The organism is Arthrobacter sp. CAN_A2 (assembly GCF_015752045.1).
Classification (GTDB): Bacteria; Actinomycetota; Actinomycetes; order Actinomycetales; family Micrococcaceae; genus Arthrobacter_D.
Genome location: NZ_JADOUS010000002.1, coordinates 285,944 through 312,607, shown reverse-complemented (window position 1 = coordinate 312,607; position 26,664 = coordinate 285,944). Strand labels below are relative to the sequence as shown.

General features: G+C 72.7%; 20 protein-coding genes. 13 read left to right on the top strand and 7 right to left on the bottom strand.

The genetic code is table 11. The features are described from left to right. The first annotated feature begins 154 nt into the window (after nucleotides 1–154). From IWX63_RS03570 to IWX63_RS03560, 3 genes are read left to right on the top strand one after another with little or no spacing between them, the layout of a single operon-like run. Nucleotides 155–745 carry a WhiB family transcriptional regulator gene (locus IWX63_RS03570; RefSeq protein WP_199276759.1) on the top strand — a complete coding sequence of 197 codons (591 nt, stop codon included), beginning with the start codon at nucleotides 155–157 and terminating at the stop codon, nucleotides 743–745. After that, complete coding sequence (locus tag IWX63_RS03565) at nucleotides 649–4,239, top strand: glycosyltransferase (RefSeq protein WP_199276758.1); 3,591 nt, start codon at nucleotides 649–651, stop codon at nucleotides 4,237–4,239. The genes IWX63_RS03570 and IWX63_RS03565 overlap by 97 nt, the downstream gene beginning before the upstream one ends. Continuing rightward, a complete protein-coding gene (locus IWX63_RS03560; RefSeq protein WP_199276757.1) occupies nucleotides 4,236–6,044 on the top strand; it encodes a DUF5719 family protein in 1,809 nt (602 codons plus the stop codon). The genes IWX63_RS03565 and IWX63_RS03560 overlap by 4 nt, the downstream gene beginning before the upstream one ends. A 39-nt stretch (nucleotides 6,045–6,083) precedes the next feature. Here the strand turns inward: IWX63_RS03560 and IWX63_RS03555 are convergent, their stop codons facing one another. Further along, on the bottom strand, nucleotides 6,084–6,578 hold the full coding sequence (locus IWX63_RS03555; protein WP_199276756.1) for a metallopeptidase family protein: 495 nt from the start codon (nucleotides 6,576–6,578) through the stop codon (nucleotides 6,084–6,086). Between IWX63_RS03555 and IWX63_RS16705 the strand changes: the two genes are divergently transcribed. The 5 genes from IWX63_RS16705 to IWX63_RS03535 all read left to right on the top strand — a co-directional run bounded on the left by IWX63_RS16705 (nucleotide 6,577) and on the right by IWX63_RS03535 (nucleotide 10,414). Then, nucleotides 6,577–6,708, top strand: a complete 132-nt coding sequence (locus tag IWX63_RS16705; RefSeq protein WP_334685598.1) for a hypothetical protein — start codon at nucleotides 6,577–6,579, stop codon at nucleotides 6,706–6,708. The two genes, IWX63_RS03555 and IWX63_RS16705, sit on opposite strands and share 2 nt — an antisense overlap. An 11-nt stretch (nucleotides 6,709–6,719) precedes the next feature. Then, nucleotides 6,720–7,103: a DUF3499 domain-containing protein gene (locus IWX63_RS03550; protein ID WP_199276755.1), complete on the top strand. Its 384-nt coding sequence runs from the start codon at nucleotides 6,720–6,722 to the stop codon at nucleotides 7,101–7,103. A gap of 134 nt (nucleotides 7,104–7,237) precedes the next feature. Next, nucleotides 7,238–7,429: a hypothetical protein gene (locus IWX63_RS03545; protein ID WP_199276754.1), complete on the top strand. Its 192-nt coding sequence runs from the start codon at nucleotides 7,238–7,240 to the stop codon at nucleotides 7,427–7,429. Nucleotides 7,430–7,487: 58 nt separating this feature from the next. Beyond that, on the top strand, nucleotides 7,488–8,987 hold the full coding sequence (gene ahcY / locus IWX63_RS03540; protein ID WP_199276753.1) for an adenosylhomocysteinase: 1,500 nt from the start codon (nucleotides 7,488–7,490) through the stop codon (nucleotides 8,985–8,987). Nucleotides 8,988–9,148: 161 nt separating this feature from the next. After that, the gene (locus IWX63_RS03535; protein WP_199276752.1) at nucleotides 9,149–10,414 is read left to right on the top strand and encodes a L,D-transpeptidase; all 1,266 of its coding nucleotides are present in this window, start codon (nucleotides 9,149–9,151) and stop codon (nucleotides 10,412–10,414) included. Here the strand turns inward: IWX63_RS03535 and IWX63_RS03530 are convergent. Beyond that, complete coding sequence (locus IWX63_RS03530) at nucleotides 10,401–11,252, bottom strand: RDD family protein (RefSeq protein WP_199276751.1); 852 nt, start codon at nucleotides 11,250–11,252, stop codon at nucleotides 10,401–10,403. The genes IWX63_RS03535 and IWX63_RS03530 overlap by 14 nt on opposite strands. Nucleotides 11,253–11,368: 116 nt before the next feature. Between IWX63_RS03530 and IWX63_RS03525 the strand changes: the two genes are divergently transcribed. Continuing rightward, nucleotides 11,369–12,361 (top strand): stage II sporulation protein M, encoded by a 993-nt coding sequence (locus tag IWX63_RS03525; protein WP_199276750.1) that lies wholly within the window; start codon nucleotides 11,369–11,371, stop codon nucleotides 12,359–12,361. Nucleotides 12,362–12,473: 112 nt separating this feature from the next. Further along, nucleotides 12,474–13,856 (top strand): TIGR01906 family membrane protein, encoded by a 1,383-nt coding sequence (locus IWX63_RS03520; protein WP_334685597.1) that lies wholly within the window; start codon nucleotides 12,474–12,476, stop codon nucleotides 13,854–13,856. A gap of 15 nt (nucleotides 13,857–13,871) precedes the next feature. On the opposite strand, the gene IWX63_RS03515 is transcribed toward IWX63_RS03520, so the two are convergent. Next, nucleotides 13,872–15,707 carry an AMP-dependent synthetase/ligase gene (locus IWX63_RS03515; RefSeq protein ID WP_199276749.1) on the bottom strand — a complete coding sequence of 612 codons (1,836 nt, stop codon included), beginning with the start codon at nucleotides 15,705–15,707 and terminating at the stop codon, nucleotides 13,872–13,874. 75 nt (nucleotides 15,708–15,782) lie between these two features. Further along, nucleotides 15,783–17,405 carry a dolichyl-phosphate-mannose--protein mannosyltransferase gene (locus IWX63_RS03510; protein WP_199276748.1) on the bottom strand — a complete coding sequence of 541 codons (1,623 nt, stop codon included), beginning with the start codon at nucleotides 17,403–17,405 and terminating at the stop codon, nucleotides 15,783–15,785. A 302-nt stretch (nucleotides 17,406–17,707) separates the two neighbouring features. Between IWX63_RS03510 and rsmI the strand changes: the two genes are divergently transcribed. Then, nucleotides 17,708–18,499 carry a 16S rRNA (cytidine(1402)-2'-O)-methyltransferase gene (gene rsmI, locus IWX63_RS03505; RefSeq protein ID WP_199276937.1) on the top strand — a complete coding sequence of 264 codons (792 nt, stop codon included), beginning with the start codon at nucleotides 17,708–17,710 and terminating at the stop codon, nucleotides 18,497–18,499. A gap of 148 nt (nucleotides 18,500–18,647) precedes the next feature. After that, nucleotides 18,648–20,129 (top strand): NAD-dependent succinate-semialdehyde dehydrogenase, encoded by a 1,482-nt coding sequence (locus IWX63_RS03500; protein ID WP_199276747.1) that lies wholly within the window; start codon nucleotides 18,648–18,650, stop codon nucleotides 20,127–20,129. Between the two features lie 76 nt (nucleotides 20,130–20,205). Here the strand turns inward: IWX63_RS03500 and IWX63_RS03495 are convergent, their stop codons facing one another. From IWX63_RS03495 to IWX63_RS03485, 3 genes are read right to left on the bottom strand one after another with little or no spacing between them, the layout of a single operon-like run. Beyond that, nucleotides 20,206–22,626, bottom strand: a complete 2,421-nt coding sequence (locus IWX63_RS03495) for a transglutaminase family protein (RefSeq protein ID WP_199276746.1) — start codon at nucleotides 22,624–22,626, stop codon at nucleotides 20,206–20,208. Beyond that, nucleotides 22,623–24,161: a DUF58 domain-containing protein gene (locus tag IWX63_RS03490; protein WP_199276745.1), complete on the bottom strand. Its 1,539-nt coding sequence runs from the start codon at nucleotides 24,159–24,161 to the stop codon at nucleotides 22,623–22,625. Before IWX63_RS03490 ends, IWX63_RS03495 begins: the two co-directional genes overlap by 4 nt. Nucleotides 24,162–24,206: 45 nt before the next feature. Further along, nucleotides 24,207–25,226 carry an AAA family ATPase gene (locus tag IWX63_RS03485; protein ID WP_199276744.1) on the bottom strand — a complete coding sequence of 340 codons (1,020 nt, stop codon included), beginning with the start codon at nucleotides 25,224–25,226 and terminating at the stop codon, nucleotides 24,207–24,209. Nucleotides 25,227–25,413: 187 nt separating this feature from the next. Here IWX63_RS03485 and IWX63_RS03480 point away from each other — a divergent pair, with 187 nt between their 5' ends. Next, complete coding sequence (locus IWX63_RS03480) at nucleotides 25,414–26,397, top strand: TatD family hydrolase (protein ID WP_199276743.1); 984 nt, start codon at nucleotides 25,414–25,416, stop codon at nucleotides 26,395–26,397. Nucleotides 26,398–26,664 lie beyond the last annotated feature (267 nt).

The following is a 26,664-nucleotide window of genomic DNA, read 5'->3' as shown; positions in this document are numbered from 1 at the left end:
GTGATTGTCCGGCTCCGACTCTATAAGATTCACCCCGCCGCTTGACGAAAATCGTCTTACACCCGTGTAATTAGGGCAACGGATCTGTTCCAGCAGCCGGGCGCGAGGGTCGACCCGAGCTGATGCTGGAACGGCGACACCGGGAAGGCTGATCATGGGGCAGGCAGAACGCACACAGGAACGACCGGATATCGTGGCGCAGGCTTCGGCCCGCTACGGCTCACGGGGCGTTCCCGCCGACTGGTTCCTCGATCCTGCCGATCCGATGGCCGGCGAGCGCTACCGCGAAGGCACGCGTTCCCCGTTCGGGGACCAGGCGACGGCATTCCTCACCGCCCACGAGACACTCACGCAGCTTCCCGACGTCGACGGCCCCAGCAGCCTCCTCGTTATTCCGGGCCTCGCCCCCGAGTTCTCCCCGGCCCTGCCCGAGGTGCAGGAGGACGCGCGGCCGCAGTCGGCGCCCGCCGGCAGGCCCACCTGGATCGGGTCCCCGATCGCGCCGGGCAACATCGACGACGACGGCGAACTGTCCTGGCAGGCTGACGCGCTGTGCGCGCAGACCGACCCCGAGGCCTTCTTCCCGGAGAAGGGCGGCTCGACCCGCGACGCCAAGAAGGTCTGCGGCTCCTGCATCGTGAAGTCCGAATGCCTCGAGTACGCGCTGGAGAACGACGAGCGCTTCGGTATCTGGGGTGGTCTGTCCGAGCGGGAGCGCCGCAGGTTGCGGAAGCGAGCAGTCTGATTCAGCAGCACCTCCGCGTCACCGCCGTCGTCGTAGCCCACGACGATGGCGAGTATCTTCCGGCAACCCTGGAAGCCCTCGGACGCCAGACCCGCGCGGCCGATCTCTGTGTCGGTGTCGACACCGGATCGACCGACGATTCGGCGTCCCTCCTCCAGCTCTTGCTCCCGGCCGGCAGCCCCGTGGTCGGAGCTCCCGCCCGGGCGGGGTTCGGAACCGCCGTGCGGACCGCGGTCGCCGAGATACCGCCCTACCGCGGGTCCGGGGAGGGCCACCACGACTGGCTGTGGCTCCTCCACGACGACTCCGCACCCGAACCCGGGGCGCTCGCCGAACTGCTCCTCGCCGTCGAGCGCGCCCCGTCGGTCACCGTGGCGGGCGCGAAGCAGGTGGCCTGGGACGATCGCCGTGAACTCGTGGACGTCGGACTGTCCGTCAGCCGGTGGGCGGAGCGGCTCACGCTGATCGATGTCGACGAGCACGACCAGGGGCAGTACGACGCGCGGAGCGACGTCTTCGCCGTCAATTCCGCCGGGATGCTGGTGCGCCGGGACGTGTGGGACGCCCTCGGCGGCTTCGACCCGGCCCTCCACGGCGTGGGCGACGACGTCGACCTGTGCTGGCGGAACCGCCTCGCAGGCCACCGCGTGGTGGTGGTGCCGAGGGCAGTGCTGCGTCACGCGCGGTCCAGGCCGCACCCGGTGTCCACGGCGCACGGCGCGCGGGCCGCCGAGGTGTACCTGCGGCTCAAGCACGCCGCCGCCCCGTCCGTGCCCTTCCTCGCCGTCGGCGCGGTCCTCGGCGGCCTGGCCCGGCTGCTCCTCGGTCTCCTCGCGAAGGACCCGGCGCATGGCACGGGCCAGCTGCTCGGCAGCCTCGCCGGTGTCGGCCGGCCGTTCCACCTCTGGCGGTCCCGCCGCTCCGCCGCCCGGAGCCGACGCCGCCCGCGGTCCGTGGTGCGCCCGCTCATCACGTCCCGCCGCGAGGTGTGGTCCCACCGCCGGTCGGTCATCGACGCGTTCACCTCGCGCGGCGCGTCCACCGGTCAGGATGCGCTGCAGCGGGCGGAGGAGTACATCCCGTCGGGGGACAGCAACGACGACTTCGCCGCACTGTCCACCCCGGCGCGACTCTGGATCGGGTCCGGGGCGGTCCTCGCCGTCGTGGTGCTGCTCGCCGCCGCGCTCCTGGGCCTCCACCGCCTTGTCGGGGCCCCGGCCGTCGCCGGCGGGGCGCTGCTGCCGGTCGCCGCGACCCCGGGGGCCGCCTGGGACAGTGCGACGGCATGGTGGGTGGGCCTGGGGACCGGGTTCCCCGCCCACGGGTCGCCGTTCGCCTATGTTCTGTGGATGCTCTCCCTGCTGGGCCTCGGCTCGGCGAACACGGCCGTCGTCGTCACCCTGGTCTGCGCGCTTCCCCTCGCCGGCCTGACCGCGTGGTTCGCGGCCGGCGCCCTGACGCGGTCCCGCGGGCTGCGCCTCTGGGCTGCTTTCTTCTGGGGCGCGGCGCCCGCCCTCCAGGTGGCCCTCGGCCAGGGCCGCCTCGGCGCGCTGCTCGCCCACATCCTCCTTCCCCTGGCCCTGCTGGGGGTCGTCCGGGCGGTCGGGGGCGCGGTGACCTCCCGCACAGTGCCGGACGGGATCCTGCGACCGGGCATCAACGGGACCCGCAGCTGGACCGCTGGCGCCGCCGCCGGGCTCGTCCTCGCCGTGGCCTCGGCCTCGGCGCCCTCCCTCGGCGCCTTCGCCGTGGCCGGGCTGGTCGTCGCCCTGATCGTCGGCGGGAAGCGGGCGCGCCCCCTGTGGTGGACGCTGCTGCCCGTCGTCGCGCTGTACCTGCCGTACGTCCTCTCGGCCGTGCCGGACCCCCGGGGGCTCCTCGGCGATCCCGGCGTGCCGCTCGCCTTCGACCCGGCCGCGCCCTGGCAGCAGCTCCTCGGGTTCCCCGTGCGGTTCGACCCGATGCTCGCGCCGGCCGCGGCCGGCCTCCTCGGGCCGGGCCCCTGGTCGCTCGTCGCCGCGATCGCCGTCGGCGGGCCCGTGATCGTCCTGGCCGCCGTCGCGCTCTTCCGACCCGGCGCCGGCGGCACCCTCGTGCGCCCCCTCTGGCTGCTCGCGATCCTCGCGCTGGCACTGGGCGTGCTGACCCCGCTGGTCCCCGTCGCCGCGGACGGCTCGGCCCTGGTCACGGCGTTCCCCGGACCGCTCGTCTCGGCCGTGACCCTGTGCCTGCTCGCCGCCGCGCTCTCGGGGCTGCCGGGCCGCCCGGACGCCGGTGCACCTGCGGCCCCGGCCCGCGCGGGCCGGCAGCTCCTCCGAATCGCCGCAGGCGCGACGCTCGCCATCGGCCCCCTGCTGAGCCTCGGACTGTGGCTCGCCCCCGGGCCGGCCGGCCCTCCCGCAGCCGTCGCCGAGCCGGTGGTTCTTCCCGACAGCCCCGCCGACGAGGTACCCCCCGCCGGAGCCGGCACGACGGACTTCGGCACGACGATCGGGGTGGATCCGGTGGCCGAGCGCCCGCTGCCCGCCACCGCGGCGGACCGCGGCACGGGCCCGGACCGGACCCGCACGCTCGTCATCACGGTCGATGACGACGACAGGGTCGGTGCCGCCCTGACGCGCGGCGCCGGGACCACCCTCGACGCGCTCAACCCGCTGTACGCCGCCCGCACCCTGCAGGGCACCGGCCAGGTGACCCTGCAGGAGGACACCGAGTCCGCGCGGCTCCTCCGCACGAGCGTCGCCGTGATCGTCGGAGCCACCGGGGCGGATCCGCGCGGCGACCTGCGCGACCTCGGTGTCGGCTTCGTCGTCCTCCGGCAGGCCGACGCCGCCGGGGACTTCCTCAGCGGACGGATCGACTCCGTGCCCGGCCTCACCGCCGTCGGCGACACGGAGGCCGGGCGCCTCTGGCGCGTCACTCCGGCCACGCCCGACGGCGGCACGGAGGACGCCGTCGACCTCACGGCCCGGGCGCGGGTCGTCGACGCCGAGGGCCGGACGGAGGACGTCGTCCCGTCCTCGGAGGTGGACGCGAGCGGAACGGTCCCCGCGGGCGGCGAGGGCCGGCGACTCGTCCTGGCGGAGGAGGCCGACCCCGGATGGCAGGCGAGCCTCGACGGCCGGAGGCTCGCACCCGTGTCCGAGGGGTGGCAGCAGTCCTTCGTGCTGCCCGCCACGGGTGGCACGGTGGACCTCTCCTACACCAGCGCCTACCAGCCCTGGTCCGAGGGGCTCCAAGCCCTCGTCCTCGGACTGACGCTCCTCCTCGCCGTCCCCATCCCGTCCCGGCCCGTGGCCGTGCGACCGGGCGGGGGCCGCCCGTCGCGGCAGCCCACGCAGCGTCCCGGCCCCGACGGCGCAGGGCCCGGCAGGTCCGGAGCCGGCCGGGGGCCCGACCCGATCGACGACGGACTCGAGGACGGACTTGACGGCGAATTGGACGGCGACGGCGCCCGCCCGCAGCCGGCGACCAGTGGAAGCGGTTCGATGTGAGCTGGGGACGGAAGACCGACCGATCGACGAAGGACGCCGCGCCGCAGGGTCCGGCGGAGGAGCGCGCATCCGGGGAGCGCACCACGGAGGCGGCCCACGCGGTCGATACCACCCACGCCCCGGGTGTCCCGGCTACCACCCACGCCGCGGAGACGGCTGTGGCGGCGCGCGCCGTGGCGCGCGACAGGGCGGCCGGCGTGCGGGCACCCAGCCGCCTCGGCACCGCCCTCGGTGCTGCGACCGGCGTCGTCCTCCTCGCGGCCACAGCGGCGATCGCCTCCGGAGGCATCCCGTCCGCCCTGCCCGCGACCCCAGAAACCGACGTCGGGATCCCGGCAGCCGCCGTCCCCGCCGGTGACTACACCGCGGTCTGTCCTGCACCGCCGCGACTGATCGAGTCGATCGGAGACGGCGCCGACCCGGAGTTCGGCCCCGCGTCGGCCAGCGCGAAGACCACCGTGTCCGGGGTCGTGCTCAGCGACCTGGGCGCCACGGTGACGGGGAGCGCGCTCCTGCCCGTCGGCGGGGACGAGCCGCTGTCGCTGATCCGGGACTTCACGCCCGGGTCCACCCTGGTAGCGGACAGCCCCGCCAGCAGCGGCGAGGACGGCCTGACGAACCGCGTCGCGGGCGTCACCCGCGGGATCGCCGTCGACGCGCCGACCGTCCTCCGCGCCCAGCCGCAGGGCGGGCTCACCCCGGTGGCCGCCGCGACCGCCACCTACACCGCCACCGACGGGGACCTCCGCGGGCTCGCAGCCACCGGCTGCCAGGTGCCGTCCAGCGATCTGTGGCTCCTGGGCGCCGCGACCACCGTCGGGCAGTCCTCCGTCCTGATCCTGACCAACCCCACCGGCACGCCCGCCGCCGTGTCGCTCGAGCTCCACGGGCCGGAGGGTCCCATCGAAGCGGCCGGGACGCGCGACCAGCTGGTCGCGCCCGGCGAGACCCGGCGGATCGTGCTGGCCGCGCTCGCCGGCAACCAGGAGCAGGTGGCAGTGCGCGTGCGCAGCGACGGCGGGCGTGTGACCGGCGTCATCCAGCAGAGCGTCCTGCGCGGCCTGACGCCCGGCGGGGTGGACCTCCTCTCGCCGAGCGCTCCGGCGGGACTGACCCAGGTGGTGCCCGGCGTCGTCGTCCAGGACGCGGCGACGGCGCGGCGCATCCGCGAGCAGGAGGGGTACGGAACCGCCTCACCCGAGCTGCAGGTGCTCGTCCCCGGAGCGAGCGACGCCGTGCTGGACATCCGGGTCTTCGGCCCGGACGGTGACGTGGACCTGCCCGGCGGGGGAGTCGTGAGGGCCCCGGCGGGTTCGGTCACGAGTGTCCCCCTCGACGCGCTCCCGGAGGGGAACTACACGGTCGCCGTCACCTCCGACGTCTCGGTGGTGGCGGCCGCGCGCGTGATCCGCGGGACCGACGACGGCGAACCGGTGGATCTCGCGGGAGCCCCGGCGGTTGTCCGCCTGGGCAGCGATCATGCGGTGGCGCTGGCCGAGGGCGTGGACTCCTCCCTGGTCCTGGGCGCGCCGAGCGGCAGGGGAGAGATCACCCTGACGCCGGTCCTGGCCGACGGCGCACTGGGCGAGCCGGTGATGATCGGCATCGCGGGCGGCACGTCCGTGACGGTGCCGTCGTCGTCCCTGGGCCGGTCGCCGACCGGCGTGGTCATTGATGCGACCGGGGACCCCGTGTACGGCGCGCAGGTCATGACGCTGCCGGGGGGTAGGAGCGGGATCTCCGTGGCAGGCGTCCCGGCCGGTGCCACCGGCCCGCAGAGCATCCCGGTGGACCTCGGGTACTAGCGGGGGCTGCGTCCGGACGCTGCGGGACCGCCTGGGCTGCTAGGCCTGGGAGCGCCCGTAGGCGGGATCGACGGCCTCGGGAGCCAGTCCCATGAGTTCGGCGGCCTGTTCGACGACGACGTCGTGCACGAGCTCGTTGACGGACAGGACGCTCCGGGCGGCCATGAGGACGGGGTGCCGGTAGATGGTGATGACCGCCGGTCGGTTCGGTGAGGCGGGGGAGCACGATCCCAGGAGTCCCCTCAGCGACTCCGGCGTCATGTCCTCGAGGCCGTCCGGGATCTCCTGCACCACGATCTGGACGTCCTGGATGCGCTCGCCCCACAGGCGTTCGAGGCGCTGCGCCGACTCCATCACCCAGTCGTCGAACTGCTCCGAGCGCGACCGCGCACCCGGCAGGTACTGCGGGAGTGCGTCGCCGCGCATGCCGCGCCCCCGACGATTGCGCCGGCGCTCGTAGAACGACCGCGCCGGACGCTCTTCCGCGGCCGCCGGATCAGTCAGGTTCACCGAGAGTGTAGGAGCATCCTGCATGGAACGACTCTATGCCTTCGACTGCCCCGCATGCACGCACTCCCGCGCCGACGCCCGGCGCGGCCGGATCCGTGATGCGGCGCGGTCCCCGGGGCGCGTCACGGCGGCCCGCCCGGCCGATCCCCGGTAGGCTTGCCGATCGTGGGATCACTCCGTCAATGCTCCAGATCGGCCTGCGCCCGCCGGGCGATGGCCACGCTGACCTATGTCTACGCGGATTCGACGGCGGTCCTCGGCCCCCTCGCGACCTACGCCGAACCCCACACCTACGATCTCTGTGCCGTCCACGCCGAACGCCTCACCGTGCCCCGTGGCTGGGAGGTGGTCCGCCTGACGCTCCCCGACGCCGCGCCGGAGCACAACTCCGACGACCTGCTGGCGCTGGCCGACGCCGTGCGGGAGGCTGCCGCGGAGCCGGTGGAGGCCCCGCCGGTCGGACCCCGCGGCACCAAGGCCCCCATGGAACCCCCGATCGGCGTCAGTGGCCCCCGGCGTGGCCACCTGAGGATCCTGCCGGAACCCTGACGGGCGCCGCCCTGCGCCCCTCCGGGACCTCGTCGGGCCCTGCCCGGCCGGATCGTCCGATTGAGGCCGGAGAAGGCGCCCGCGCTAGACTTGGGAGCAGAATCCCCATTCCTTCCGAGCGAAAGGGTTCCCCCGTGGCGAACCTCCCATCCCGACTGCTCGACGTCCTCCGCTGCCCCGTCACCGGGTCGAAGCTCGTCCAGGACGGCAGCGTCCTCAGGTCCTCCTCACCGGGGCCCGACGGCGTTCCCCTGTCCTACTCCCTCGATGAGGGCATCCCCGTGCTCCTCCGCCGCGAACTACCCGAGGGCGGCGCGCGCGCCTGACACGGCCGACCGCACCGCCTACTCCACAGCCTCCCGAACCTCCAAGGACCAGGACACCATGACCTTCGACTACAAAGTTGCCGACCTCTCACTCGCCGAGGCGGGCCGCCACCAGATCCGCCTGGCCGAGCACGAGATGCCCGGGCTCATGGCCCTGCGTCGGGAATACGCCGACGCACAGCCCCTCGCCGGAGCCCGCATCGCCGGCTCCCTGCACATGACGGTGCAGACGGCCGTCCTCATCGAGACGCTGACCTCCCTCGGCGCCGAGGTGCGCTGGGCCTCGTGCAACATCTTCTCCACCCAGGACGAGGCGGCCGCAGCCGTCGTCGTCGGCACCGGCACCGTCGAGGAGCCCGCCGGCGTGCCCGTGTTCGCGTGGAAGAACGAGTCCCTCGAGGACTACTGGTGGACCGCCACCCAGATCCTCACCTGGCCCGGCCAGGCCGACGGCCTCGGCCCGAACATGATCCTCGACGACGGCGGGGACGCCACCATGCTGGTGCACAAGGGAGCCGAGTTCGAGGCGCTCGGAGCGGTGCCCGCGAACCCGCAGGAGGGCGACGCCGACTACTCGCACGAGTACACCGTGTTCCTCGACACCGTCCGCTCCACGATCGGGTCCGAGCCGCAGAAGTGGACGACGATCGCCGCGGGCATCAAGGGCGTCACCGAGGAGACGACCACGGGCGTGCACCGCCTCTACCAGCTGGCCGCGCAGGGCAAGCTCCTCTTCCCCGCGATCAACGTCAACGACTCCGTCACCAAGTCCAAGTTCGACAACAAGTACGGGATCCGCCACTCGCTGCCCGACGGCCTCAACCGGGCCACCGACGTGCTGATCGGCGGCAAGGTGGCCGTCGTCTGCGGGTACGGCGACGTCGGCAAGGGTGCGGCCGAGGCCATGCGCGGCCAGGGCGCCCGCGTGATCGTCACGGAGATCGATCCGATCTGCGCACTGCAGGCCGCGATGGACGGCTACCAGGTCGCGAAGCTCGAGTCGGTCCTCGCGCAGGGCGACATCTTCATCACCACCACCGGCAACAAGGACGTCATCATGGCCCGCCACATGGCCGGCATGAAGCACCAGGCCATCGTGGGGAACATCGGGCACTTCGACAACGAGATCGACATCGCCGGCCTCGGGCGCATCCCCGGCGTCGAGAAGATCGAGATCAAGCCCCAGGTCCACGAGTGGGTCATCCCGGCCGACGAGGCCGCCGGCGTGGAGCAGCACTCGATCATCATGCTGTCCGAGGGCCGCCTGCTGAACCTCGGCAACGCCACGGGCCACCCCTCGTTCGTCATGAGCAACTCGTTCGCCAACCAGACGATCGCCCAGATCGAGCTGTACACGAAGTTCGAGCAGGACGACGCCGAAGGCAACCCCGAGTACGAGAACGAGGTGTACGTCCTCCCGAAGGTCCTCGACGAGAAGGTGGCCCGCCTGCACCTGGACGCACTCGGCGTCGAGCTCACGGAGCTGACCAAGGGACAGGCCGAATACCTGGACATCGACGTCGCCGGTCCGTACAAGCCGGAGCAGTACCGCTACTAGGGAGCACGCGGACCCTTCGACACGGCTGCCGCCGGTGCCCGCACGGGCACCGGCGGCAGCCGATTCCGTTCCGGACACCGTGTGCGGCCTGCGCGGTGAGGCGCGTCACGTCACGTACAGTCGCTCACAGGCAGAGACGTGGAAGGGCTGGACGCATGCGCATGAAGCAGAAATCGGGCAGGGCCGCAGCGGGTCGGAACGGCTGGAAGATCGCGGCCATCGGTGCTGCGGCGATCGTCGCCGTCGGAGGCGGCGTGGGCATCGCGACGGCGTCACCGTGGAACAACCCCCAGTCGCCGTCATCGGCATCCCCTTCCGGGGCGGCCGGCGACGCGGCCCCTGCGGCGACCCAGGCTGCCGCGCCCGCCGGCGAGTACACGGTGGGCCTCACGCCCACGGACAAGGCGTTCTCGGTCAACCCGGCCACGAAGGCCGCGGTGACGGTGACCGGGGCGACGCTCGACGCCGTCGAACTCGCGCCGCGCGCGGGCGGCCAACCCGTTGTCGGCACCTTCTCCGACGACGGCGCGCGCTGGACCGCGACCGACCGCCTCGCCTTCGACACCGAGTACGAGTTCTCCTACACGGCCCGGGATGCCGCCGGCGAGACCCGGCGTGGCACCTCCACCTTCCGGACGGTCGAACCCGCGAACGAGGCCGACGCCGCGATGTACCCGCTGGACGGCTCGACCGTCGGCACGGGCCAGCCGCTCGAGTTCACGTTCAGCGAACCGGTGACCAACCGGGACGCCGTGGAGAAGGCCATCACCGTCACCAGCACGAGCAAGCAGGCCGGCGCCTTCTACTGGCTCTCGGACACCAAGGCCCGCTACCGCCCCGAGACGTTCTGGGCCCCGAACAGCACGATCACGGTCCAGTCCCGACTGTTCGGCGTCGATTTCGGCAACGGCATGATCGGCAACGGCGACACGACCAGGACCGTGAAGACCCACGGCACGCGCCTGGCCGTCGCCGACAATGCCACCAAGACCATGAAGGTGTACCTCGACGGGAAGCTCGACGCCACGTTCCCGATCACCCTCGGCACCGAGGACTGGCCCTCCACCGAGGGCTACATGGTGGTGATGGAGCAGTACAAGAGCACCCGGTTCACGGCGGAATCGATCGGGCTGGAGCCGGGTGACCCCGCCTACTATCCTCCGACGGTCGTCAACCACGCGAGCCGGCTGAGCAACGGCGGAGCGTTCGTGCACGAGGCGCTGCCCGCCGCGCAGGTGGCCCTCGGCAACTTCAACGTCTCCCACGGCTGCATCGGGATGTCGCCCGAGGGCGCCGAGTACTTCTACGAGACCTTCGGGACCGGGGACGTGGTGCAGATCCTGAACACGGACTACGGCCCCATGTACGTCTGGGACGGTTTCGGCGACTGGAACGTCCCGTGGGACGAGTGGGTCAACCAGCCCTAGGGTGGTCCGGTCCACTGTGACCCGGACGCCCTGCCCCCTCGCCGAACGGCAGGGTGTGGAGCCTCCTCGCCGTCGACTCCGTCCGCTCGCGTTGGCGCATCATCGCGGCGTAGTCGCGGTCCCGCCGCGCGGCGATGACGGCGTGCAGGAACTCCTCCGGGTGGGTGTCCGCCGGGGGAGCGGGGGAGACGTGGTGGCTGGCTTCCGCCGCCAGGTCCAGGGAGAGCGAGGCACGGGCCGACGGCGTGAGCCGCGGAGCCTGCGCCAGGAACTGCGACATCCGGCGGGCCAGGGTGTCCGGTAGCCGGCCGATGTCCGCCGTCGCTGCCCAGGCCTCGAGGCGCGGCGGCATGACGACCACGGCCCGGGGCCTGGCGACCACCCGCTCCCGCATGGCATAGGTCCCGGCCAGCAGGTCGCCGAGGCGCTTGGAGCGCTCGTTGAACAGGGAGACGAGGAACGCGAGCGAGCCGAGGAGCATGTAGATCTCGAGGATCGCCAGCATGCCGCGGATGAAGGCGTGGCGGAAGCGGATCGCCCCGCCGTCGTCGCGCACGATCCGCAGGCCCATGACGAGGCGGCCCAGCGACTTCCCGCGGGTCAGGGTCTCCACGGTGACCGGCAGGACGAGCAGGAGCAGCACGACGACGACCAGGACGAGGGCCGCTGTGAACGCCTCGTCGAACACTCCGCCGAAGACGTTCCCGATCAGCAGCAGCAGGAGGATCGCGAGGACGACCTGGGCGGTGATGTCGATGATGACACTCAGTCCGCGGGCGGCGAATCCGGCCGGTTTCAGTTCGAGGACGACTGCTTCGCCGGTGACGACCGAACTCATGAATGTCCCCCTGACCAGCTGGTGACGGATCCTGCTGGTCCGTGCTCCCCTCATGCAGCGTAGCGCCGTCGTGCCGCTGCTGCTCCGCGACGACGCCGTGACTATAGGGTTGGGCCATGGACGTGGACGCATTCATCGCGGTGCACCGCAGCGACTGGCAACGCCTGGACGAACTCGTGGGCCGGCGCCGGCTCGACGGCGCGGAGTCGGACGAACTGCTGGTGCTCTACCAGCGCGTGTCCACGCACCTGTCGATCATCCGGTCCGTGGACCCCGAGAGCGCGCTGTCCGGGGCACTGTCGACCAGGCTCTCCCGCGCGCGGACCCGGTTCACCGGTGCGAGGTCCAACACCATGGAGGACATCGCGCAGTTCTTCGCCTTCTCCCTGCCCGCCGCGTTCTACCGCATCCGGTGGCTCACGGCGGTGGTGGGGGTGCTCTTCATCGCGGTGACCTGGCTCTACGCACTCTGGGTGGTGGACACCCCCGGGGTGATCCAGGCGCTCGGGACGGACGAGGAGCTCCGGCGGTACGTCGAGGAGGACTTCGTGAACTACTACTCGGAGAATCCCGCCGCGTCCTTCGCCGGCCTGGTCTGGACCAACAACGCGTGGATCGCCCTCCAGGCGGTCGCGTTCGGCGTCACCGGTATCTGGCCGGTGTTCATCCTGTACCAGAACGCGCAGGGCATCGGGATGGCCGCCGGCATGATGGCGGAGTACGACCGTCTCGGCGTCTTCTTCGTCTACATCCTGCCGCACGGCTTCATGGAGCTGACCGCCATCTTCATCGCCACCGCCGCGGGGCTGCGCATCTTCTGGGCCTGGGTGGCGCCCGGGCGCAGGCCGCGTGCCGCAGCCCTCGCGGAGGAGGGCCGCGCGCTGATCACGGTCGCGCTCGGGCTGGTGCTGGTGCTGCTCGTCTCGGGACTCGTCGAGGGGTTCGTGACGCCCAGCGGCCTGCCGCCGTGGCTGCGCCTCACCCTCGGATTCCTGGTCTTCGCCGCCTACTGGGCGTACACGCTGATCCTCGGACGGCGCGCCGTCGCGGCCGGGCACCGCGGTGACCTCGGTGTCGTGGACCGGGGAGACGCCGTCGTCACCGCCTGACCCGGTGTGCGGCCGGCATGCGGGGAGCCTCCCGGCCGGGCACCCGAACGCCCGCTAGGGTCGAAAGACGCCGGATGCAGTCACCGGCGGCACCCATCAAGGAGACAGCGAAGTGGCAGAGACCGACAACACCCGTCCGAGCGCTTCCGGCGCGTCCCGTGAGCACGGGGTGGGCGACGACGCGGCCGCGGTCGGGGCGGACTCCGGGATTCCCGGCGCTGCCCGGGTCGAGGACCAGACTGACGGCGCTACCGGGTCCGGTGCCACCGAGGCCGGTGCTACAGAGGCCGGCGCTACCGGGTCCGCTGCTGCCGAGGTCGGCGACACGGAGGCCGACGCCGCCGGGTCCGCTGCTGCCGATTCCGGCGCCGGATCCGGTACGACCGAGGACGGCGCCGCCAGGACGGACCGCGTCGAAGAGCCGCGCCCGGCCATCGCCCAGCGCCACCACCTCCCCATGCGGGACGCCGCGGTCCTCCCGGACCTCTCAGGCGTCGATGCGGACCACGACACGCCGTCGGGCGGGTCGGCTGCCGGTCAGCCGGAGGCCGCCGGTCGGCCCGACGACGCACAGGACCCCGCCGGACCGCGGGCTGCCGCCGTAGCGGTGGCAGCATCGCCGTCGTCCGGCGCGGTCCCCGCTTCGGGGAGCGGAAGCCACGCGCCGGTCGGTGCGGAACCGTCGACGGATACGGCGGCCCTCTCCGTGCGCCCGCCGGACAGCGAAGCCGCCAGGCGTGCCGCGGCCAGGGACCAGGCGGCCGCAGCAAAACCCGCCCTCCCGCGTTTCCTGCAGGTCGTCGTCGCCCTGTTCTTCCCGATCATCGTGGTCGCGGCCGCCATCCGGGCCGTTGCGACGTCGTCGTTCCTGTGGCTCGAGTACCACCGGCCCGGGTTCCCCGCCGACCAGTACGGGTTCTCGCTGGACGACCGCATGACCTACGGCTCGTACGCGCTCGACTACGTGCTGAACTTCGCGCCCCCGCGCTATCTCGGGGGACTGGTGACGCCCGAGGGCGAGCCGCTGTTCCTCGACTCGGAGGTCGGCCACATGGCGGATGTGAAGGGCGTCCTCGGGTTGTCCTTCTTCATCGCCCTCGTGCTCTTCGTCCTCGCCGTCCTCGCGTGCATCTACCTCGCGCGGCACTACAGGGGCGGGATCCGGCGCGCACTGTTCTCCGGGGCCGTGCTGACGCTGGTCGGCATCGTCGTCCTGACCGTGCTGGCGGTCCTCGCCTGGGAGACCTTCTTCACGCAGGTCCATGCACTGTTCTTCGCCGACGGCACCTGGACCTTCCGCGTGGACGACACCCTCATCCGGCTGTTCCCCGAGCAGTTCTGGACGGACTCCGCGGTGACGGTCGCCGCCCTCGTGCTCGCGGCGACGCTCCTCACGCTCGTCCTCACCTGGCCCACGAAGGCCCGCCGCGACAGCTCCATGATGGCCCAGGACGCAGCGCAGGCGCGGAACCGCGAGGCGCTGGACGCCTCCTAGCCGTACACCGGGCGGCTACCGCCCGGCGTAGAGCTCCTCCATCGCCCGGGTGTGGTCGGCGACGACGGCGGCCCGCTTCAGCTTGAGGGTGGGCGTCAGGTGCCCCGACTCGACGCTGAACTCGATGTCGAGCACGGTGAACTTCCGGATCTGCTCGGCCTGCGAGACGGTGGCGTTCGCGACGTCGACGGCGGACTGCAGGCCGGCGAGGACGTCGGGATCCAGGGCCGCCTGCCCGGCGGTGAGACCGGCCCTGCCGTGGGCGGCCGCCCAGGGCCCGAGCGCCTCACGGTCCAGGCTGATGAGCGCCGCGACGAACGGCCTGCCCTCACCCACGACGACGGCCTGGCCGACGAGCGCGTGCTCCCGGAGCTTCTCCTCCAGGGGTCCGGGTGCCACGTTCTTGCCGCCGGCGGTCACGATCAGGTCCTTCGTGCGCCCGGTGATGGTCAGGAAGCCGTCCTCGTCGAGCGAGCCGAGGTCACCCGTCCTGAAGTAGCCGTCCCCGGTGAAGGCCTCCGCCGTCGCGGCGTCGTCGTGGTGGTACCCGGCGAAGACGCCCGCACCCTTCACCTGCACCTCGCCGTCGTCGTCGAGCCGGACGCTGGTGCCGGGCATCGGGATGCCGACCGATCCGACGCGCGTCAGGGACACCGTGTTCACGGTGCACGGTGCGGTGCTCTCGGTGAGGCCGTAGCCCTCCTGCACCATGATCCCGGCGCCGCGGAAGAAGTGCGTCAGGTGCTCGCTGAGCGGACCGGCCCCGGACACCGTGTAGGCGACCTCGCCGCCGAAGACGTCCCGCAGCCGGGGGTAGACGGTCCGGTCGAAGACCGCGTGCGATGCGCGCAGGACGGGCGAAGGGCCGCGCCCACCCCGGCCGCGTGCGTCCACCGCCCTCGAGTAGGCGACGGCGGTGCGCTCGGCGGCCGCGAAGAGCCGCCCCGTGCCGGACTCCGCCGCACGCCTGCCCGCCGTGGCGTGGATCTTCTCGAAGATGCGCGGGACGGCGAGCAGGAACGTCGGCTTGAAGGTCGTCAGGTCCTCGAGCAGCTGCGCCGCCGAGCCGGAGTGCGCCAGGGTGATGCCACCGGTGAAGCACACCACCTGCACGGCACGCGCCAGCACGTGGGCCAGGGGCAGGAACATGAGGGTCCGTGCGTTCTCCTGCTTCAGGAACTCCGGCAGGAACTCCAGGGTGTTGACGGCGAACAGCGCGAAGTTGCCGTGCGTGATGACACAGCCCTTCGGCCGTCCGGTGGTGCCCGAGGTGTAGACGATGGAGGCTGCATCGTCGAGGCCGCGGGAAGAGCGCGCCGCCTCGAGTGCGTCGTCGGACACCCGAGCGCCGGCCTCGCCGAGCGTCGCGAGGGTCGCCGTGCCGTCGACCGGCCCGGAGGTCAGCCGGACCACAAAGGTCGTCTCCGTGCGGCCCACCCGGGCCGCGGCGTCCAGGACGACGCCGGTCGTCGGCCCGTCCCCGACGAACACGACGGCGGGCTGTGCGTCCTCGAGGATCCACGCGACCTGGTGGGCGGAGGAGGTCTCGTAGATGGGGACGGTGACGGCTCCGGCGAACCAGATCGCCACGTCGGCGAGCGTCCACTCGTAGCGCGTCCTCGACATCACGGCGACGGCGTCGCCGGGCTGCACGCCGGATGCGATCAGGCCCTTGGCCAGGCGGGTCACCTGCTGCAGGAACTCCGCCGCCGACACGTCCTGCCACCGCGTCCCCGACCGCAGTGCGTACAGCGCCCGCCCCGGATCGGCGTCGTGGGTCCGCAGCAGGAGGTCGGTGGTGTTGCTGGTGGACGGCAGGTCGACCAGGAGTTCCGTGATGGTTTCGCGCACGATGGCTCGCTTTCGTTCCGGTGACGTCCGATGGGAACCGGCGCCTCCGGGGAGGGGTCAGGGTGGGCCGCGGCCCTAGATCCAGCTCGGCAGCCACATGCGGGCGCGCCACTGGTCGTAGGGGATGACCTCGGCGGTCCAGATGGGCAGGAAGTAGGCCGACAGCGCGACGGCGGCGGCCAGGAAGAGACCCACCAGCACGACGCCGGTCCGCCGCCGGGCGCCGTCCGCGGCGGGTCCGCCGAGCACGAGGCCGAGGCAGTAGACCAGGGCAAGGACGAGGAACGGTTCGAAGGCCACGGCGTAGAAGTAGAAGGTGGTGCGTTCCGGGTAGAGGAACCAGGGCAGGTAGCCCGCGGCGACGCCGGTGAGGATGGCCGCGGCGCGCCAGTCGCGGCGCCCGAGCCAGAAGAACAGGAGGACGACCAGGGACAGTGCCGCACTCCACCAGATGAGCGGGTTGCCGAGCACGGTCACGGCCTGCGAGCAGGCGTCCGCCCCGCAGCCGGACGGCTTCTCGTAGAAGTACGACGTCGGCCGGCCCACGACGAGCCACGACCAGGCGCTCGCCTCGTAGGGGTGGTCGGAGCCGAGGCCCTGGTGGAAGGTGTAGGCGCTGCGGTGGTACTCGGCGAGGGAACGGAGCCCGTCGGGCAGCCAGCCCCACTGCTCCGACGGGTTCTGCCGGGCCCAGGTCCGGTCATAGGCGTCCGAGGACAGGAACCAGCCCGTCCACGTCCCCAGGTAGGTGAGCGCGGCCACGGGGACGAGCGAGGCGAAAGCGAGCAGGCCGTCCTTCAGTGCTGCCCCGAGGACCCAGTGGTGCACCCCGGCGATGCGCCGCGCGCTCATGTCCCAGGCGACGGTCAGCAGGCCGAAGGCGGCGAGGTACGGGAGGGCGGACCATTTGGTGCCGAGCGCCAGCCCGAGGCACACCCCGGCCGCGAGGCGCCACGGGCGGAAGCCCAGGAACGGCCCGTACGCCAGGCGTGCGGGGGAGAGGCCGCCCGCGTGCGCCGGCGCGGAGAGCCGACCGGCGAGGCGCCGTCGTCCGTCGTCGCGGTCCGCCAGGAGCGCCGCGAACGCTGCGAGGAGCCAGAAACTCAGGAAGATGTCCAGGAGCGAGGTGCGCGACTGCACCAGGTGGTGGCCGTCGACTGCGAGCAGCAGCCCGGCCGCGGCCCCCAGCAGCGCCGAGCCGAACATCCGCCGGGCCACGACGGCGAGCAGGAGCACCGAGAGGGTCCCGACGGCGGCAGCGGAGAAGCGCCAGCCGAAGGCATTGTCCGAGCCGAACAGCAGCATGCCGAACGCGATCATCCACTTGCCGGCCGGCGGATGGACCACGTAGTCGGCGGTGCTGAGCAGCACGTCCGGGGTACCGGCGTTGAAGGAGTCGTTCGCGTTCTCGGGCCATTCCCGCTCGTAGCCCGACTGCAGCAGCGAATAGGCGTCCTTCACGTAGTACGTCTCGTCGAACACGAGGGAACCGGGTTCGCCGAGGCGGGCGAAGCGCAGGATCCCGCCGAGGAGGGCCAGGGCCAGCGGGAGGATCCAGCGCAGGGCCCCGTCGGCGGTCGCGGCGCCGATGAGGCGGGCCAGCAGCGCATCGCGCGTGAAGGCGAGGGAGGGAGCGAGGACCCAGGACCCGGCCTGCTGCGGACTGTCCCGTCGGGGTCGGACGGCGGTGGGGCTCACCCTGCCATGCTACCGGCGGCGGAGGCGCGGGCTCCGCACCCGGAGGGGTGCGTGGCCGCGCGGAGGGCTAGGCTGGTGCAGTGAACCAGCCACGCGACGACGACGCCCCCGACTCCGTCCGGGAGGACCCCTCGGCGCACGAGGCGGACCGGCCCGACGACGTCCACGAGGCCGACCGGCCCGACGACGCGGAGCAGCCCGACGACGCCGAGGTCAGGACCCCCGTCACGGCCTACCGCGGCACGGCGGGCGACGACAGCGGCCGTGGCCGGATCGTCCTCGCGGCGACGCCCATCGGCAACATGGGGGACGCGACCGAGCGGCTGATCGGCCTGCTCCACACGGCCGACGTCGTCGCCGCCGAGGACACACGCCGGCTCCACCGCCTGGTGCAGGCGCTCGGCGTCACGGTGACGGGCCGGGTCATCAGCTACCACGAGCACAACGAGGCCGAGCGCACGCCCGAGCTCCTCGACCTCGTCCGCGACGGCGCGACCCTGCTGATGGTGACCGACGCCGGCATGCCCTCGGTCTCGGATCCGGGCTACCGGCTGGTCGAGGCCGCGGTGGCCGAGGGCCTGGACCTGACGGCGGTGCCCGGCGCGTCCGCGGTGCTCGCGGCGCTCGCACTGTCCGGGCTGCCCACCGACAGGTTCTGCTTCGAGGGGTTCCTGCCCCGCAAGCCGGGCGTGCGGGCAGGACGCCTCGCGGACCTCGCCGCGGAGCGCCGCACGATGGTGTTCTTCGAGGCCCCGCACCGCCTCGAGGCGATGCTGCGCTCCCTCCAGCAGGCGTTCGGCTCGGACCGGCAGGCCGCCGTGGCCCGCGAACTGACCAAGGTGCACGAGCAGGTCATCCGCGGCTCCCTCCTCGAGCTCCTCCAGTGGGCGCAGGAGAACGAGGTGCGCGGCGAGATCGCCGTGGTCCTCGCCGGCGCCCCGGAGGCGCCGCCCTCCCGGCCCGAGGACCACGTGGCCCAGGTGAACTCCCTCATGGACGGCGGCATGCGCCTCAAGGACGCCGTGGCGGCCGTCGCCGCCGAGGCCCGCGTCAGCAAGCGGGAGCTGTACGCCGCGGTGATCGCCGCACGCTGACGCGGACGCTCCGGGTGCTGTGCACTCGTCCAAAGGGAATGACGTTCCGTGGTGCAGCCCTTACTGGACACCCGTTCACCGCCGGGTCTAGCGTGAGCGGGAATGCCCCCGTCGGGGCGCGCCCCGAATCTTCGCGAAGGAGCTCACAATGGCTGTCACCGCCGACCAGGAGAAGGCAGTACTCGACAAGGTGCCCACCGGGCTCCTCATCAACGGGGAGTGGCGGGCCTCGACGTCCGGTGCCACCTTCAACGTCGAGGACCCGGCGACCGGCCGCACCCTGCTCACGCTGGCGGACGCGACGCCCGCGGACGGCATGGCAGCACTCGACGCCGCCGTCGCCGCGCAGGCCGACTGGGCGCGCACCGCTCCGCGCGAGCGGGGCGAGATCCTGCGGCGGGCCTTCGACCTGGTCACCGCGCGCGCCGACGAATTCGCCCTGCTGATGACGCTCGAGATGGGCAAGCCGCTGGCCGAGGCACGCGGCGAGGTCACCTACGGCGCCGAGTTCCTGCGCTGGTTCTCCGAGGAGGCCGTGCGCACCTCGGGCCGGTACTCGGTCTCCCCGGACGGGAAGTCGCGCCTGCTCGTGAGCAAGAAGCCCGTGGGCCCGTGCCTGCTCATCACGCCGTGGAACTTCCCCCTGGCCATGGCGACGCGGAAGATCGCGCCGGCCATCGCCGCCGGCTGCACGATGGTGCTCAAGCCCGCGAACCTGACGCCGCTCACGTCCTCGCTGTTCGCCACCGTCCTGCAGGAGGCGGGCCTCCCCGCCGGTGTGCTGAACATCGTCAACACCACCACCGCGGGTGATGTCACCGGGCCGCTCATCGAGGATGCGCGCCTGCGGAAGCTCTCCTTCACCGGGTCCACCCCGGTGGGCCGCAACCTCCTCGCGGCAGCCTCCAAGAACGTGCTGCGGACCTCCATGGAGCTCGGCGGCAATGCGCCGTTCGTCGTGTTCGAGGACGCCGACCTCGACGCCGCGGTGACCGGGGCGATGCTGGCGAAGCTCCGGAACATGGGCGAGGCGTGCACGGCGGCCAACCGCTTCATCGTCCACGAATCGGTGGCCGACCGCTTCGCCGCCGCCCTCGCCGAGCGCATGCAGGGTATGACCCCGGCGCGCGGCACGGAGGACGCGTCGAAGCTCGGCCCGCTGATCGATCGGAAGAGCCGCGACAAGGTCCACGAGCTGGTGACCGCGGCCGTCGGCGACGGCGCGGTCGCCGTCACCGGAGGCGCCCCCGTGACGGGCGACGGCTACTTCTACCAGGCCACCGTCCTCACGAACGTGCCCCGCTCCTCGCGCATCATGCAGGAGGAGATCTTCGGACCCGTGGCGCCGATCATCACGTTCAGCACCGAGGACGAGGCGGTGGAGCTGGCGAACGACACCGAGTACGGCCTTGTCGCCTACGTCTTCACGCGCGACCTCAACCGCGGCCTCCGCATGGGCGAGCGGCTCGACACGGGCATGCTGGGCCTCAACGCCGGCGTCGTATCCAATGCCGCGGCACCCTTCGGCGGCGTCAAGCAGTCGGGCCTGGGCCGCGAGGGCGGCGCGGAGGGCATCGAGGAGTACCTGTATACGCAGTACGTGGGGATCGCGGACCCCAACGCCTCCTAGGACGCGGAACTCCTCCGGGCACGCACGAAGGCCGGCACCCGCGGTGCCGGCCTTCGTGCGTCCGGATGCGCGGGCCTCAGCGGCGTCCGCTGCTCCGGAACCGGTTGAGCAGTGACTGCGGGAGCATCCTCGCCCGGACCCGGGTGGACCAGGAACTGCGTCGGCGGAGCGCGCGCGTGACGGTGTCGACGTCGTCCCAGCGCGGCGCAGCCCGCCGTGCACGGGTCGACGCCGGGAGGGACGCGGGGCCGGTCGTTCCGTGGTCGGCGTACTCCTCGAACTCGTAGGCCGTGCGCAGGCGGGAGAGGGACGTCGCGGGGTCGCCCTCGAATCCTGCGTCACGGCTGAGCCGGCCGGCGAAGGTGCGGGGCGTGTCGGTGGGCTCCAGTGCGTAGCCGTAGTCACCGGCGATCTCGGTGGTCTCGGCCCAGGCGGCGGTCGCCGCACGGTCGCCAGCACTGCCACCCGTGCCCCCGACGCCGCCCGCGGCCTCGCCGACGGTGACGGTGCGGCGGCGGGCCCTGGTCCTCGCCGTCCGCAGGAGGACCGGCAGGAGCGCGAGCAGGGTCAGGCCGAAGCCGGCCAGCGTACCCGCCACGGGCCGGGCCTCGTCCTGCGCGGCTCCGCCCCCGGCCTGCACACCCTCCTCCGCGGGGTCGGTCGCGGACGCCGACGGGTCCGGGGGGCCCGGATTGCCGCCGGGGTTCAGCGCATCGGTATCGTCCGCCCGGGGCCCGACCGGGGAGAACGCCTGCTGCGCGTAGGTGGGCACCACGCCGCGGGAGGGCGTGGGTTCGAACTGGACCCAGCCCACGCCCTCGAAGTACAGCTCGGGCCATGCGTGCGCGTTGCGGGAGTCGACGACGAATTCGCGGAGCTCCGTGCCCAGGGGGCCCTCCGTGGTGTCGCCGGTGGGGCTGCCGGGGGTATAGCCGATCGCCACGCGGCTGGGGATGCCCGCCGCACGCGCCATGACCGCCATCGTGCCGGCGTAGTGCACGCAGTACCCGGATTTCGCCTCGAGGAAGCGGGCCATCACATCCATGCCGTTGCCGTCGTACCCGCCATCCACGGGGGCCTCCACCGAATAGGAGAAGTCGGGGCCGCGCAGGTAGCTCTGGATGGCGATGGCCTTGTCGTAGGGGTTCACGAATTCGTCCGTGACCTCCGCGGTCCTCGTGCGGACGATCTCCGGGGTGTCGTCCGGCAGCGCCGTGAAGACCTCGGCGACGGCATCGGCGTCCGAGGGCCCGATCACGCCGAGTCCCTCGCGCGTCAGGTCGGCGGAACGGCTCTGCACCAGGTACTCCTGGCGCGCGGTCGACCCGCCGTCGGTGGCGAGGATGGACAGGTTCGCCGGATCCCACGCCCACGCCCCGGCGAGGTTCGTGACGCCCGCGGGCGCATAGGGGGTCAGGAGCCAGGGGCTCGCGTAGCTCTGCGTCGTGACGCGGGTGAACACCGTGCTGCTCTCGGGAGGGTTCTCCGGCGTGCCGGCCTCCGCGCCGATCTCGGCCACGCCCCTCTCGCGGTCGTTGATCCGCTGATCGGGTTCCCAGCGGCGGCCGCTGAAATCCTCGAGGGTGACCGCGCGGAGGTACAGGGGGACGTCGGAGTTGGTGGAGTAGGTGATGCGGCCGAAGCCCGTGGGGTTGCGGAGGTCGTTGCCGAGGGTCACCGCGGGGTTCAGCCCGGTGGCGTTGCCCCACACGTTGACCCGGGCGCCCTGCGGGAACGCCCCGGAGTTGAATCCCGGGATGATCGCGGGCAGGGCCACCGTCACGGCGAGCGCCGCCGCGCCGATGATCGCCGCCCGGCCCGCGAAGCCGGAGGAGGCGCGAGCGCCGCTCGAGGCGAGGCGGTCCTCCCGGCGCTGCGCGACGGCCAGAAGCAGCAGGAACGCCACGACGGTCGCCACGAAGGCGGGCATCCCCACGCCGTCGGGCTTCACGACGGCGGGGGTGACCAGGACCGCGAAGAGCCCGAGGCCGCTCGCCGCCGGCATGCGGATGGTCGTGGAGAAGATGTCGATGATGATGGCGATGAGCCCGAGGGCGGCGCACAGGACCAGGACGAGTCCCGCTCCCGGCAGGACGGGCGCGACCTGGGAGACGACGGTCTCCTCCGCCTGGGCGAGGAGGCGCTGCAGCTCGAGCGGGGTTCCCGGCCCGGGGATGATGCCGAGGACGCTCTGCTGCGGGAAGAACCGCGCGGTGAGGGCGCCGACGAGCGCGAGTACGCCGACCAGCGCCGTGAGCACGCCGCTGAGGCGCAGGGTCCGGGTCAGCGCCATGGCGAGGAGCACGGGGACGAGTGTCTGGAGGACGGGGCGGAGCCACGTCCACGGTTCGACGACGCCGTTGAGGCTGGTCGACGCCGCGAGCACGGTGAGCAGCGCGGCTCCCGTGACGGCCCAGTGCCAGGGATCGGTCGGGGGAACCGGCCGCGGCGTGGGGGGAGCCGGCGTCGACGCGGGACGCGAGAGGGTGGAGGTCATGCCGGCCCCCCGGGGACCGGGGCGCGGGAGGGACGCCCCGGGGGCGTCGGGCCCGCCGCGGGGGAGGCCTGCGCGGGCCGCGGGCCGACGGCGTGTTCGAGGCCGGCCCAGACGACGGGCAGCCCGGCCGAGCGCGAGGCCGCCGTGGCATGCCAGCCGGCCTCGCGCAGGAGGTCGAGCTGCCGCTGAGACTCGGCAGGCCGCTCGGTGGCGAGGATGGCGTAGGCCGGCGACCCGTAGTCGGCGGCCGACGCCAGGGCCCGTGCCTCCTCCGTGGTGATCAGGCCGAGGACCGCGATCAGCGGCCCGCGGTGCCGGTTCGCGGCGAGCCGGTCCAGCAGGTCGTCGCCGAAGGCCGCGTGCTGGGTCCTGGCGTGCGGGCTCTTCAGGGGTGTCTCGGCTGCTCTCCGGCGGACGCGGCGCACGGCCGTGCGGGCCGCCTCGCCGGCCCGCACGGCGGTGCTGCCCGAGTGTTCGTTGTGGCCCTGCGAGCGGTGCCCGGCCTCGGGGGCGAGTTCGAGTGCCGCGAGTCCCTCGGCGATGCCCTCGACGGCACCCTGGCCGTGGTGCTCCTCCTCGGACGGGAACGGTGCCGAGGGCGAGTGCAGGAGCGCGGGCGCCCCCTGCTGGTCCAGGAACCGCAGCGCGTAGTTGCGTTCGAGCAGGTGCGCGCTGATCGACATGGCGGCGGTCACGGCCCACTCGAAGGTCGGCGATGTGGACAGCGCGCTGTCGCCGGCCGCGTCGGCGCCGAAGACAGCGCTGAATCCGGTACTGAAACTGTGGTGCCGCTGGTCCAGCAGCAGGGTGGCCTGCGGCGTGGTGACGGATTCCTCCTGGCGCACCATGAGCTCGCTGTGGCGCGCCGTCGCGGCCCAGTGCACGCGCCGCAGGGAATCGCCGTGCCGGTACTCGCGCGTCATGACGTCGTCGTCGCTCGGGTTGGCCTGGCGTCGCGTCGCGGCCATGCCGTCGTTGCCACGGGACCCGGCGAGCGCGGAGACGAGCAGTTCGACCGGCGCGGGGGTGACCACGAGCGGGTCCGCCGTGCCGAGGACGCGGCGCGACTTCCCGAGGCCGAACGGGTCCGTGAATTCGGCCGTGACGGGCCCGATCTCGTAGACGCCCCGCGAGGCGGAGCGGATCCGGTACTCGTAGAGCGAGACGCCGTCGCGGGTCGGGTTGCGGGAGGGGTAGCTGAACCGGGGTGCCAGGCCGAACCGCGGGGGGAGCTGCTCCTCCATGGCGATGCTCGCTCCACCCGCGACGCTCGCCGTGAGGGAGAGCGTGACGGTGGTCGTGGAGCCGATCTCCATGGTCTGCGGCTGGAACCGGCGGCTCACCGTGAACCGCGGTCTCACGAGCCGGAGGACGACGACGGAGGCCAGCGGCAGGGCGAGCAGCAGGACACCGACATAGAGGAGGTCCCGGCGGCCGAGGACCTGCGCGGAGAGCAGGGCGACCACGGCGCTGAGGACGAACCCCCAGCCGCGCACGGTGAGGAAGCCCGAGGGGAGTTTCTCGATGGGATTCATCAGAGGCCGCCGGGCGCTAGGTGGCGGAACCGGGACGGGGGAGTGTCATCGCCGCGGCGCCTCCCGGGCCACGGGGACGCGGGAGAGCACGTCCGCCACGATGGTCGACGCCGTCTCCCCGGCGCTCGTGGCCTTGCGGTCGAGCAGCAGCCGGTGGGCGAGGACGGCGTCGGCGATCGCGGCGACGTCGTCGGGGAGCACGAAGTCGCGGCCCTCCAGGGCGGCGCCGGCCTTCGCGGCCCGCAGCAGCTGCAGCAGCGACCGCGGGCTCGCGCCGAGCCGCAGCCGCGGGTGGTCGCGGGTGGCACGGCCGAGGGCCACCGTGTAGTCCTTCACGGCCGGCGAGACGTACACAGCGCGGACCTGCCGCATCATCCCGGCGATGTCCGCCACGCTGGCCACCGGGCGGATGCCCGCGAGCGGTGACACGGACTGGTGGGTCTCCAGCATGTCGGCCTCCGCGCGGGCGTCGGGGTAGCCCATCGAGATCCGGGCCATGAAGCGGTCGCGCTGCGCCTCGGGGAGGGGATAGGTGCCCTCCATCTCGATCGGGTTCTGCGTCGCCACCACCATGAACGGGTCCCCGAGCGGATGGGTGTGTCCGTCCACGGTCACCTGGTGCTCCTCCATGCATTCGAGCAGGGACGACTGCGTCTTGGCCGAGGCGCGGTTGATCTCGTCGCCGATGACGATGTTCGCGAAGACCGGGCCGGGCCGGAACTCGAACCGCCGGGAGTCCTGGTTGTAGATGGAGACCCCGGTGACGTCCGAGGGCAGCAGGTCCGGCGTGAACTGGATGCGGTTCACGGTGCAGTCGATCGTCCGGGCCAGGGTTTTCGCGAGCAGGGTCTTCCCGACCCCCGGCACGTCCTCGAGGAGCAGGTGGCCCTGGGCCAGGAGGACCGTGAGGGCGAGGCGCGCGGCCTCGGGCTTGCCGTCGATCACCGTCTGGATGGAGTCGAGGATGCGCGTGGCGATGTCGTAGAAGCCGGCGGCGTCCGGGTCCTGCGCCGCCGCGAGCCGTGGGTCCGCAGCCGCCTCGGCGATATTGTGCTGGACGTCCATGGCTATCCTCCATGCGTGCGGCTGCCGCGCCGAACGGTACCGGAGGGCCGGGATCGCTCGACACGCAGGGAACGGCCGCGGCCGTTCCGGCGCTGGGCAGGACAGACCGAGCTGAATGATTCAACAGGTTACTAGCTCAACTTGCTTCCCGGGCGATTAGTTCCGCACCACAACTAGGCTGTGGACCATGTGTACCAGCGCCCTGACCGTCCGTCACCCCTACGCGGTGGGGGAGACACCGCACGCCTACCGCGAACCGGAGGATGCCGGGACCTCCGACGGTGCCGACGGTGCCAGTGCCGACGGGGCGGGGGATGGTCCGGCCGCCCGACGGCGCCGCAAGGGTGCCTACCTCCCGCTGCCGGAGCCGCTGCCGGTGCCCGTGATCGACAACCACACGCACTTCGACTTCAAGGAGGGGGCGGTGGAGGTGTCGATCGGCGAGGCCCTCGACGCCGCCGGGGCCGCAGGCGTGCGGGGGGCGGTCCAGGTGGGCACGGACCTCGCGTCCTCGCGCTTCACGGCCGCCGTCGTCGACCAGGATCCGCGGCTCCTCGGGGCGGTCGCCCTGCATCCCAACGAGGCCCCGCTGCTCGCCGCCGCGGGAAGGCTCGACGACGCGCTCTCGGAGATCGAGCAGCTCGCCGCCGGGCCGCGGATCCGCGCCCTCGGCGAGACGGGCCTGGACTATTTCCGGACCGGCGAGGACGGCCGGGACAGCCAGCTGGCGTCCTTCCGCAGCCACATCGACATCGCGCGCAGGCTGGGCAGGGCGCTGCAGATCCACGACCGCGAGGCGCACGACGACGTCGTGGCGACACTGCTCTCCGACACCGCGCCGGACCGCGTGGTGCTGCACTGCTTCTCGGGTGACGCGGACCTCGCGAGGACCTGCAACGAGCACGGGTGGTACATGTCGTTCGCGGGCACCGTGACCTTCAAGAACGCCGCGAACCTGCGCGAGGCCCTCCTCGTGGCCGATCCGGCGCTCGTGCTGACCGAGACCGATGCCCCGTTCCTGACCCCGCACCCGTATCGCGGCCGGCCCAACGCCTCCTACGCCGTGCCGTACACCGTGCGCGCCATGGCAGGGATCCTCGATGCCGACCTCGACGCCCTGTGCGCACGGCTGACGGCCAACACCGAGGCCGTCTACGGCAGCTGGGACTGACCGGTACGGGCGGGCCCGTACCGGAGGGCCCGGAAACGGGTGGCCGGTGGACAGCACCCGAGTGTCCGCCCGGTCCACTCGGGTGGTCGGCACGCGTGTCCGGCCACGAGCGCCTCCGTAGTGTTCGTGGAGAGGCAGAGCTGCCCGCCGCGTCGCACCGGCGCAGGCGATGCCTTCCCGGCCGCCCTTCTCCTGAGACCGGAAGTCGGCGGCAGACCGGTGGTCCCCCTCCCAGCCGGGAGACCGCCCAGCGGGTCGGCGGCGCCC